We start from the raw sequence: 9,696 nt of genomic DNA, 5'->3' as shown, positions 1-9,696 counted from the left end.
CTGCGGGCCGCAGTCCTCGGACTCGACCGCGCCACCGACGTCGCCCTGCAGCCCACCGAGGCCGAACTCGACGAGCTGGCGTCGTTGCTCGACGAGGCGCTGGCGGCCGGAATGCTCGGCATGTCGGGGCTGCCAGCTGTTGCGTGTTGAGTGGTCGGGAGTGTCGGTGGTGTGCTGTAGGAACAGCAGCATGAATCTCGCGGCGTGGGCGGAGCGAAACGGTGTGGCGCGGGTGACCGTGTGGGCCACGGTCGAACAGATCCCGGTCGACAAGGTGGGGATTGAGGTTGGTTCCGCTCTGAACGGGCATCGCCGAAAGGTTCTTGCTCTGTTGCGCGATCCGGCGGTGACGCGGATCGTGGTGGAGCATCGGGATCGGTTCTGCCGGTTCGGGTCTGACTATGTATTCGGGTCTGAGTATGTAGAAGCCTCACTCGCCGCGCAGGGCCGTGAGCTGGTCGTGGTCGACTCGGCCGAGGTAGACGATGACCTGGTGCGGGATATGACAGAGATTCTGACCTCGATGTGCGCGCGTCTCTGCGGTAAACGCGCTGCGGCTAACCGGGCCAAGCGTGCCCTTGTCGCCGCGGCGGCCTGAGATGCCTCGTTTCGAGGTGTCCGACGGGTGGTGTGTGCAGGCGTTTCGGTCCACGCTGGACCCGACCGAGGACCAGGCTCGCGCGTTGGCGCGCCATTTCGGCGCCCGACGCAAGGCGTTCGACTGGACGGTGGCCACCCTGAAAGCCGACATCGAAGTGTGGCACGCAACCGGGATCGCGACCGCAAAACCGTCGCTGTGGCACCGCGACTTCCACGACGCGGTGATCCTCGAATGCCCCGATCGGTCGTTGATCGGCAAGAGCTTCGGCGCGATCGCCGACGCGCGCGGGCTGCACCCGCGCGACGCCTTCCTCGACGTGCTCGTCGACAACGGCGAGCGCAACGTCCGCTGGACCACCACGGTCGCCAACAACCGGCCCCGCCAGCTCGACAAGCTCGCCGCCGACCCCAGCATCCACATGGGGTTCTCCGACGCCGGCGCCCACCTGCGCAACATGGCCTTCTACGGGCCGGTTCCGCCCGCGCCTCGGCGGCGGTGATCACCAAGCGCGCCGGGGTGTCGGTCGGGGCCCTGTTCGGCCACTTCGAGACGATGGGCGACTTCATGGCCGCCACGGCGTCGGAGGTGCTGCGGCGCCAGCTGGAAACCTTCAGCAAGCGCGTGGCCGGGATTCACGACGCCGCCCGGGCCCTGCCCGGTGCCGAGAGCTTCCCGGCGGAGGCCTTCCCGGTCGTGGTGGCGCTGATGACCAACGTGTTCGACGGGGCCACCGTGATCGGGGGGGGGGTGCTGCCGCAGGCGGACATCGCGGAGCGCCGCGTTGTGGTGCTCACGACCCCGCTCGCGCTGCTACAGCGAGCCGATGCCGATCTCCGGGTTCAGCGCGAAACCCCAGTCCAGTAGGTTGGCGGCCTGATCCCAGTACGTCGGGCCACCCTCGTGGACCAGCCCGTACATCATCGCGATCACCAGCCGCCGTCCATCGCGCGCGGCCGCACCGACGAACGTCTTGCGGGCCGCGTTGGTGAAGCCCGTCTTGCCGCCGATCGCCCCGGGGTAACGCTGCAGCAGCTCGTCCCGGTTGACGATCGGGTGCTCGCCGTGCTCACCGGGGAACATCGCCGAGGGTTCGGCGGTGATCTGCGCGAACACCGGGTTGGCCAGGGCGGCGCGGAAGATGACGGCCAGGTCGTGCGCGGTCGACGCACCGGACCCGCCGGGTCCGTCCAGGCCGGACGGCGTCGACGCGTGCGTGCTCGTCGCCCCCAGCGACGCGGCTTTGGCGTTCATCGCGGCGACGGTGGCGTCGGCGCCACCCATCAGGTGCGCCAGGGTGTTGGCCGCGTCGTTGCCCGACACCAGCAGGATCGCGTCCAGCAGCTGGCGCGCGGTGTAGCTGCGGCCCGGCTTGATGCCCACGCAGCTGCATTCGACGTCGGCGTCGGCGGCATCGGCGACCACGGTCGAGTCCAGGCTCACCTGGTCGAGGGCCACCAACGCCAGCAGCACCTTGATGGTGCTCGCGGGCGGGTGCGCCACGTCCTGGTCGCGGCCGGCGAGCACCTCACCGCTGTCGAGGTCGGCAACAATCCAGGTCTGGGCGGGGCCGTCGGGAATCGGCACCGAGCCGGCCTGCTGCACGCTGTCGGCCCGTGCCGCGCCGGCACCGAACGCGCCGGCACCGAACGCGCCGGCACAGAACGCGCCGGCACAGAACGCGCCGGCACAGAACGCGAGCGCCGCGGCGAGGCCGGCTATGAGCTTCCGCATGGGCGCAAAGTTTAACTTCCGGCTCCTGAGTTCCGGCGTTCAACTTCCGGCGCCTGACTTTCGGCTCGGCGGGCGCCCACGTTCAGTATTCTCCGATGCATGCTGAGCCTGGCCGAAATCTCCGACCGCCTCGAGATCCAGCAACTTCTGGTGGACTATTCCACCGCCATCGACAACCGCCGTTTCGACGATCTGGATCGCGTGTTCACCCCCGACGCCTACATCGACTACCGGGCGCTGGGCGGTATCGACGGCCGCTACCCCGAGGTCAAGAAGTGGCTGTCGGAAGTGCTGCCGAACTTCCCGGTGTACGCCCACATGCTCGGCAACTTCTCGGTCCGCGTCGACGGTGACACCGCGTCGTCGCGGGTGATCTGCTTCAATCCGATGGTGCTGGGCGGCGAGAGCGATCAGGTGCTGTTCTGCGGGCTCTGGTACGACGACGAGTTCGCCCGCACCCCTGAGGGCTGGCGGATGAACCGCCGGGTCGAGACGAAGGTGTTCCAGAAAGTGATGTGAGCCTCCTCGGACGAATTTCCGGTCGCGGCTCCCGCTCTGGCACAATGGCCTGTTGTCCCTCGTGCGACCCACCCCGACGGGGTGCTCGCGCGCGGGTCACACACGCGAGGCAAAACCGGATCCGGGCGACCCGCCCCGATCGCCGAATTGCAGCGTGACACACCCAGGAGCGCGTAACACATGGCTGTCAAGATCAAGCTCACCCGGCTCGGCAAGATCCGTAACCCCCAGTACCGCATCGCCGTCGCCGACGCCCGCACGCGGCGCGACGGCCGTTCGATCGAGGTCATCGGCCGCTACCACCCCAAGGAGGAGCCGAGCCTGATCGAGGTCGACTCCGAGCGCGCCCAGTACTGGCTGTCCGTGGGCGCCCAGCCCACCGAACCGGTCCTCAAGCTGCTGAAGATCACCGGCGACTGGCAGAAGTTCAAGGGTCTTCCGGGCGCCGAGGGCACCCTGAAGGTCAAGCCCCCCAAGCCCAGCAAGCTCGAGCTGTTCAACGCCGCGCTGGCCGAGGCCGAGGGCGGCCCCACCACCGAGGCCGCCAAGCCGAAGAAGAAGGCCCCCGCCAAGAAGGCGGCCAAGGCCGAGGCCGCCGGAGAGAAACCGGCCGAGGCGCCCGCCGAAGCCGCCGACGCCGCCGCCGAGGGTGACCAGCCCGAGCCGGCCCAGCCCGCCGCGGAAAGCTGACCGGCGTGGGCACTGTCGTCGTCGACGCTGTCGAGCACCTGGTCCGCGGGATCGTCGACAACCCCGACGACGTCCGGGTGGACATGGTGACCAGCCGGCGCGGGCGCACTGTCGAGGTCCACGTCCATCCCGACGACCTGGGCAAGGTGATCGGTCGCGGCGGCCGCACCGCCACCGCGCTGCGCACGCTGGTCGCCGGCATCGGCGGGCGGGGCATCCGCGTCGACGTCGTGGACACCGACCAGTAGCACCGTTCATGGAACTCCCGTGGAGTTGACCGTCGGGCGCGTGGTGAAAGCACACGGGATCGGCGGCGAGGTGATCGTCGAGGTCCGCACCGACGACCCCGCCGCGCGGTTCGCTCCGGGCACCGCGCTGCGGGCCAGAGACGCCCGCCGCGGCGGGCCGGAGCGACGTTACGTCGTCGACAGCGCGCGCGAGCACGGCGGGCGGCTGCTGGTGCGGTTGGCCGGGGTCGCCGACCGGGTCGCCGCCGACGCGTTGCGGGGAAATCTGTTCGTCGTCGACTCCGCGGACCTGCCGCCGATCGACCCGATCGACGAGCCGGACACCTACTACGACCATCAGCTCGAGGGCCTGCGCGTGCGCACGACGACGGGCGCCGACGTCGGCGTCGTCGCCGAGGTGCTGCACACCGCGGCCGGCGAGTTGCTGTCCGTGCGGCCGCAGCCCGCCGACGGGGCGGGTGGGGAGGTGCTGGTGCCGTTCGTCGGCGCGATCGTCACGTCGGTGTCGCTGCAGGATGGCGTCATCGAGATCGATCCGCCCGAGGGTCTGCTCGATCTGGCATGAGAATCGACGTCGTCACGATCTTCCCTGCCTATCTGGACCCCCTGCGGCAGTCGTTGCCGGGCAAGGCCATCGAGTCGGGTGTGGTCGACCTGCGTGTGCACGACCTGCGGCGCTGGACGCGCGACGTGCATCACTCGGTCGATGACGCGCCCTACGGCGGGGGACCCGGGATGGTGATGAAGGCGCCCGTATGGGGTGAGGCGCTGGACGATGTCTGTTCCGGCGATACACTGTTGGTCGTCCCCACTCCCGCCGGCGCACTGTTCACGCAGGCCACGGCCCAGCGCTGGAGCGCCGAGACGCACCTGGTGTTCGCCTGCGGCCGCTACGAGGGCATCGACCAACGGGTCGTCACCGACGCCGCCCGCCGGATGCGGGTCGAGGAAGTCTCGATCGGCGACTACGTGCTGCCGGGCGGGGAGTCGGCGGCGGTCGTGATGATCGAGGCGGTGCTGCGGCTGCTGGACGGTGTCCTGGGCAACCCCGCGTCGCACCGCGACGACTCGCACTCGCCGGGCCTGGACCGGTTGCTGGAGGGGCCCAGCTACACCCGGCCGCCCAGCTGGCGGGGACTCGACGTCCCGGCCGTGCTGTTGTCCGGAGACCACGCCCGGGTCGTCGCCTGGCGGCGGGAACTCTCCCTGCGGCGCACCCGGGAACGCCGCCCCGACCTGTGCCCGCCGGGTGATCCGCGCGGGAGCTAGTCGAACGCGGGACCGACGCGGCCGCCGGGGAAAATCGTTGCGACCGCCCGGGTGATCGTGTCGCGGGCGGTCGCGTCGTCGGAGGGCTGCAACGACTGCACCACCATGATGTAACGCTGGTCGGCGCCGACCAGCCCGGTCGACAAGTGCATCCAGTCGCTGCCGACGCAGCACATCCAGCCCTGCTTGACCGCCACCGGTTCGGCGTAGAGGCCGTCGGGGATGCCGAATCGCTGCGGGTAGCCGTCGACGCCGTTGGGTGTGAACCGGTTCAGGTCGTCCAGGATGATCTTCGCCTGGTCGACGGGCAATCCGCCGGACCCGTCGACCAGCTTCACGTAGTAGCGGATCAGGTCGGTCGCCGAACTGATCGTGTTCCACCAGCGCCCGTCGGGCGGCGACGTGGTCGACGCCAGTCCATACCGGCTCGCGACCGCGGTGATGATGCCGTTTTCCCCGCCCTGACCCCAGAACCGCTCGGCCGCGCCGTCGTCGGAGGACTGCAACATCAGGTCCAAGGTCTGGCGGTCGTCGGGGGTCAGCGCGGTCTGGGCCGCCGCGTCCCGCATCAGCAGGTCGTCGGCGATGAAGAGCTTGGCCACCGACGCCGTCCCCGCGATCCGGTCGTTGCCGTTGGAGACCAGCCGGTTGGTGGCGCGATCCAGCACGGCGACCGACAGCGTGGCGCCGGCTGCGGCGGCCGCGTCGGTCGCCTGCTGCACCCGGGCCTGCAGCAGGCCGAACCCCGTGCCGGGCAGTGCCCGCTCGGGCGGAGGCGGCGGCGCGGCCACCGTGAGCAGATCGGCGAACTGCTGCGGCGACGGGGGCGGCGCCGAGTGGGGCGGCGGGGCCAGCGGGGCGTCGAACACCCTCGCCTGTACCTGCGTGTGCAACTGGGCCACACAGGCCGTCGCGGCGACCAACGTGACCGCCGCCAGGGCGGCCAGCGGCGTCAGGGGCCGTAATCGCATGCCGTCATATCTACCATTGACCTGCGTAGTTGGCCCGCCGGACGGCACAGTCGTTCCCTGTGATTTTCACTGCACGCCAGGTGTCTGGCACAATTGACCAGTTGTCTCCAGCGGTCGTCGGCCGGGCCGGGCCGCTCACCGCCTGCTGCGAGACGCATCGCAACGCTCGAACCCATCGGCTCGGTGACCTCTTCGCACCTGCGTAAGGCAGCCGTGAGCCGCGACTGCAAGGAAGTGTCTTTCGCATGAACAGGCTGGACTTCGTCGACCAGGCGTCGCTACGCGACGACATTCCGGCCTTCGGTCCGGGCGACACGATCAATGTGTACGTCAAGGTCATCGAAGGCGCCAAGGAGCGCATCCAGGTGTTCAAGGGCGTCGTCATCCGCCGGCAGGGCGGGGGCGTCAGCGAGACCTTCACCGTGCGCAAGGAAAGCTACGGCGTTGGCGTCGAGCGCACGTTTCCGGTGCATTCACCCAACATCGACCACATCGAGGTGGTGACCCGTGGCGATGTCCGCCGCGCCAAGCTGTACTACTTGCGCGAGCTCCGCGGCAAGAAAGCCAAGATCAAGGAGAAGCGCTGACGGCCTACCGGCCCGGCGTTCCACCGGGGCGCACATCGCGCTGACTACGCTGATCTCGTGACCGACAGCACGGACTCACCCGAGCCCCGGCCCGACGCTGGTCAATCGGAGCCCAAGGTTTCCACCCGCGACCCGGGCGGCACCGACGACACGGCGACCGCGCAGCCAGGGGCCGCGACGAGCGAACCGCCGGACGCGGCGGAGCCCACGCGCAGCAAGCGGTCCGCCCTGCGCGAGTTCGCGATCCTCGTGGTCGTCGCGGTGGGGCTCTACTACGTCATGCTCACGTTCGTCGCGCGGCCCTACCTGATTCCGTCCGAGTCGATGGAGCCCACACTGCACGGATGTCCCGGCTGCGTCGGCGACCGGATCATGGTGGACAAGGTGACCTACGACTTCGGCGTCCCGCACCCCGGCGACGTCGTCGTCTTCAAGGGGCCGCCGGCGTGGAACATCGGATACAAGTCGATCCGTTCCAACAACACCGCGCTGCGCTGGGCCCAGAACGCGCTGTCCTTCGTCGGCTTCGTGCCGCCCGACGAGAACGACCTGGTCAAGCGGGTCATCGCGGTCGGCGGTCAGACGGTGCAGTGTCGCAACGACACGGGTCTGACGGTCGACGGCAAGCGGCTTCACGAGCCGTATCTGGATCCGGCCACCATGATGGCCAACCCGACGGCATACCCCTGCCTGGGCCCCGAGTTCGGGCCGGTCACCGTGCCCGCGGGACGTCTGTGGGTGATGGGCGACAACCGGACGCATTCGGCGGATTCGCGCGCCCACTGCACGAGCACCCCGACCGACGTGCTGAAGGGCATTCTGTGCACCGGCGATCCGATGTCGGGCACGGTGCCGGTCTCCAACGTCATCGGCAAGGCCAGGTTCATCGTGTGGCCGCCGGGGCGTTGGGGCGTCGTGGATTCGGTGAACCCCCAGCAACATCGGTAGCCATGGCTTTGGCATGAGGGGGTCCTGGCCGCCGCGGACGGTGATCCGCAAGTCAGGGGGTTCGCGGGGGCTGCGGACCCTGGAGTCCGCGCTGTACCGCAGCGGCCTGGGGCCGGTGGCCGGGGTCGACGAGGTGGGTCGCGGCGCCTGCGCGGGCCCGCTGGTGGTGGCCGCCTGCGTGCTCGGTCCGGGGAGGTTGGAAAGCCTCGCCGCACTGGATGATTCGAAGAAATTGACCGGCAAGGAGCGGGAGCGGCTGTTTCCCCTGATCCGCCGTTACGCGTCGGCCTACCACGTGGTGTTCATCCCGTCGACCGAGGTGGATCGGCGCGGCGTGCACGTCGCCAACATCGAGGGCATGCGCCGTGCGGTGGCTGGTCTGGCGGTACGGCCCGGCTACGTGCTGACCGACGGTTTCCGGGTGCCCGGCCTGCCGATGCCCTCGCTGCCGGTGGTGGGTGGAGACGCGGCCGCGGCCTGCATCGCCGCTGCCAGCGTGCTGGCCAAAGTCAGCCGGGACCGGCTGATGGTCGCCCTGGACGCCGCCCACCCCGGCTACGGATTCGCCGACCACAAGGGCTACAGCACTCCCGCGCACAGCACGGCGCTGGCCCGGTTCGGCCCGTGCGCCGAACACCGCTATTCGTTCGTCAACGTCCGGCGCGTGGCGACCGGCGCACAGACCCAGGTGGTGGCCGACTGCGATCCGGACCCTCCGGATGGGCAGGACCAATACCGTTGAGGAAAGATGGGACCCGTTGGCAACAAGAAGGATGTCTGACCAGATGAGTGACAGATGAGTGCAGAGGATCTCGAGAAGTACGAAACCGAGATGGAGCTCTCGCTGTACCGCGAATACAAGGACATCGTCGGTCAGTTCAGTTACGTCGTCGAAACCGAGCGGCGCTTCTACCTGGCCAACAGCGTGGAGATGGTGCCCCGCAACGCAGACGGCGAGGTGTATTTCGAGCTGCGCCTGTCCGACGCGTGGGTATGGGACATGTACCGGCCGGCGCGGTTCGTCAAGCAGGTGCGCGTCGTCACCTTCAAGGACGTCAACATCGAAGAGGTCGAAAAGCCCGAGTTGCGCCTGCCCGAATAGCCGGCCCACCCGGCCGGTCAGGCTCACCCCGGCCGACCGGGAGTTAATCCTCGCCGTCGAGAGGCAGGCGGCCCCGCCGCTCGATGACCGTCCGCGCCACGTCGGCGAGCTTGATGTTGAGGCTCTGCGAATGGTGGCGCAGCAGGTCGAATGCCTGGTTTTCGCTCATGTCGTGCAGCAGCATCAGCATGCCGACCGCTTTGCCGATCTCGCGGTTGCTGAGCAGTCCCCGCCGCAGGCTCGCGGCGTCTTCCCCTTTGGCCGTGGCGTTGATGGCCACGCTGGCGAACGAGGCCAGTACCGCGGCCGCACCGGCCGACTCGGCGTCGAACAGGTTGGGCGTGTCGCTGAACAGGTTGAGCGCGGCGGCCTTGCGTTTGTCGATCAACAGGCGAAACCCCATGGCTCCGCGCACCGGCGTCTCCGCGACCAGGACGGCCGCCAGCCGGGGCCACAGGGAAGGCGAGGTGAGGTCCGTGTCGATCTGCGGAGTCTCCTCCTCGATGGCATCGATACAGGGGCCGTCACCGGTGCGTCGTTCCAGTTCGTCGATCATCTGCGCCAGCCGGTCGCTGGAGCCGACCGTGACATAACGGCCGTTCTCCCGCAGCATCAGGCTGGCGTGGTCGCAGCCGCGCACCGTGAGGGTCGCGGCGATACAGATGGCCGAGTACATCTCACCCGGGTCCGAGCCCTGGTAGATGATCTCGGCGAGTGCGGCGAAAACCGTCGCCGGGTCGGACCTCTCGCCCCCGGTGTTCACGTCGTTTACCACGTTGCGCCTCCCTCAGGGCGGTGTCCGAGCGTTTTCCGGCCCGCCTTCTGGCCGTAGATTATCGGTCGGCAACGTGGCGCACATAGCGTGCGCTGCAGTTGCCGGCTCGTCAGCCAGTCGCTGCGCCGTGAGCCCACGGCGCGCGGGCGGAAATTCCGGCCGTGATCGGTGTACCCGTTTCGGCTGCGCTCCCGCAGGCCAGGACGGTGCCCGTGACGGCTCGGCAGCGCGAGCTCGCGTCCGGCGACCTCGGCG

At 69.2% G+C, this 9,696-nt stretch carries 13 protein-coding genes and 4 pseudogenes; 14 read left to right on the top strand and 3 right to left on the bottom strand.

Going from position 1 to position 9,696, the window contains the following annotated elements:
- The 5 genes and pseudogenes from AC2VOK_RS14730 to AC2VOK_RS14710 all read left to right on the top strand — a co-directional run.
- Nucleotides 1–138, top strand: a pseudogene (locus AC2VOK_RS14730) (hypothetical protein); the annotation flags it as partial.
- A 25-nt stretch (nt 139–163) separates the two neighbouring features.
- Nucleotides 164–598, top strand: a pseudogene (locus AC2VOK_RS14725) (IS607 family transposase); the annotation flags it as partial.
- A 1-nt stretch (nt 599) separates the two neighbouring features.
- A pseudogene (locus AC2VOK_RS14720) lies at nt 600–797 on the top strand (helix-turn-helix domain-containing protein); the annotation flags it as partial.
- Nucleotides 789–1,067 (top strand): annotated as a pseudogene (locus AC2VOK_RS14715) (hypothetical protein); the annotation flags it as partial. The pseudogenes AC2VOK_RS14720 and AC2VOK_RS14715, both read left to right, overlap by 9 nt.
- Nucleotides 950–1,465 (top strand): TetR/AcrR family transcriptional regulator, encoded by a 516-nt coding sequence (locus tag AC2VOK_RS14710; RefSeq protein ID WP_428901147.1) that lies wholly within the window; start codon nt 950–952, stop codon nt 1,463–1,465. The pseudogene AC2VOK_RS14715 and the gene AC2VOK_RS14710, both read left to right, overlap by 118 nt.
- On the opposite strand, the gene AC2VOK_RS14705 is transcribed toward AC2VOK_RS14710, so the two are convergent.
- A complete protein-coding gene (locus AC2VOK_RS14705) occupies nt 1,412–2,332 on the bottom strand; it encodes a D-alanyl-D-alanine carboxypeptidase family protein (RefSeq protein ID WP_428901141.1) in 921 nt (306 codons plus the stop codon). The genes AC2VOK_RS14710 and AC2VOK_RS14705 overlap by 54 nt on opposite strands.
- Nucleotides 2,333–2,431: 99 nt before the next feature.
- On the opposite strand from AC2VOK_RS14705, the gene AC2VOK_RS14700 reads away from it, so the two are divergent.
- From AC2VOK_RS14700 to trmD, 5 genes are all read left to right on the top strand, one after another.
- Nucleotides 2,432–2,851 carry a nuclear transport factor 2 family protein gene (locus AC2VOK_RS14700; RefSeq protein WP_428901140.1) on the top strand — a complete coding sequence of 140 codons (420 nt, stop codon included), beginning with the start codon at nt 2,432–2,434 and terminating at the stop codon, nt 2,849–2,851.
- Nucleotides 2,852–3,031: 180 nt separating this feature from the next.
- The gene (gene rpsP, locus AC2VOK_RS14695) at nt 3,032–3,541 is read left to right on the top strand and encodes a 30S ribosomal protein S16 (protein ID WP_428901139.1); all 510 of its coding nucleotides are present in this window, start codon (nt 3,032–3,034) and stop codon (nt 3,539–3,541) included.
- A 5-nt stretch (nt 3,542–3,546) separates the two neighbouring features.
- On the top strand, nt 3,547–3,789 hold the full coding sequence (locus AC2VOK_RS14690; protein ID WP_369739544.1) for an RNA-binding protein: 243 nt from the start codon (nt 3,547–3,549) through the stop codon (nt 3,787–3,789).
- Nucleotides 3,790–3,808: 19 nt separating this feature from the next.
- Nucleotides 3,809–4,354, top strand: a complete 546-nt coding sequence (gene rimM / locus AC2VOK_RS14685) for a ribosome maturation factor RimM (protein ID WP_428901138.1) — start codon at nt 3,809–3,811, stop codon at nt 4,352–4,354.
- The gene (gene trmD, locus AC2VOK_RS14680; RefSeq protein ID WP_428901137.1) at nt 4,351–5,058 is read left to right on the top strand and encodes a tRNA (guanosine(37)-N1)-methyltransferase TrmD; all 708 of its coding nucleotides are present in this window, start codon (nt 4,351–4,353) and stop codon (nt 5,056–5,058) included. The genes rimM and trmD overlap by 4 nt, the downstream gene beginning before the upstream one ends.
- Here the strand turns inward: trmD and AC2VOK_RS14675 are convergent.
- The gene (locus AC2VOK_RS14675) at nt 5,055–6,029 is read right to left on the bottom strand and encodes a serine hydrolase (RefSeq protein ID WP_428901136.1); all 975 of its coding nucleotides are present in this window, start codon (nt 6,027–6,029) and stop codon (nt 5,055–5,057) included. The two genes, trmD and AC2VOK_RS14675, sit on opposite strands and share 4 nt — an antisense overlap.
- Before the next feature lie 245 nt (nt 6,030–6,274).
- Between AC2VOK_RS14675 and rplS the strand changes: the two genes are divergently transcribed.
- From rplS to AC2VOK_RS14655, 4 genes are read left to right on the top strand one after another with little or no spacing between them, the layout of a single operon-like run.
- Nucleotides 6,275–6,616, top strand: a complete 342-nt coding sequence (rplS, locus tag AC2VOK_RS14670; protein WP_428901135.1) for a 50S ribosomal protein L19 — start codon at nt 6,275–6,277, stop codon at nt 6,614–6,616.
- Nucleotides 6,617–6,673: 57 nt separating this feature from the next.
- Complete coding sequence (gene lepB / locus AC2VOK_RS14665; protein WP_428901134.1) at nt 6,674–7,564, top strand: signal peptidase I; 891 nt, start codon at nt 6,674–6,676, stop codon at nt 7,562–7,564.
- A 13-nt stretch (nt 7,565–7,577) separates the two neighbouring features.
- Nucleotides 7,578–8,306, top strand: coding sequence for a ribonuclease HII (locus AC2VOK_RS14660; protein WP_428901133.1), 729 nt, complete (start codon nt 7,578–7,580; stop codon nt 8,304–8,306).
- 54 nt (nt 8,307–8,360) lie between these two features.
- Nucleotides 8,361–8,666: a DUF2469 domain-containing protein gene (locus tag AC2VOK_RS14655; RefSeq protein WP_007171389.1), complete on the top strand. Its 306-nt coding sequence runs from the start codon at nt 8,361–8,363 to the stop codon at nt 8,664–8,666.
- A 43-nt stretch (nt 8,667–8,709) separates the two neighbouring features.
- Here AC2VOK_RS14655 and AC2VOK_RS14650 read toward each other — a convergent pair whose 3' ends face one another.
- Nucleotides 8,710–9,441 (bottom strand): GAF and ANTAR domain-containing protein, encoded by a 732-nt coding sequence (locus AC2VOK_RS14650; protein WP_428901132.1) that lies wholly within the window; start codon nt 9,439–9,441, stop codon nt 8,710–8,712.
- Between the last annotated feature and the right edge of the window lie 255 nt (nt 9,442–9,696).

It is taken from the genome of Mycobacterium sp. TH-M116, assembly GCF_057473685.1.
The sequence above is the reverse complement of the archived record's forward strand: the minus strand, read 5'-3'. Positions and strand labels throughout refer to the sequence as shown.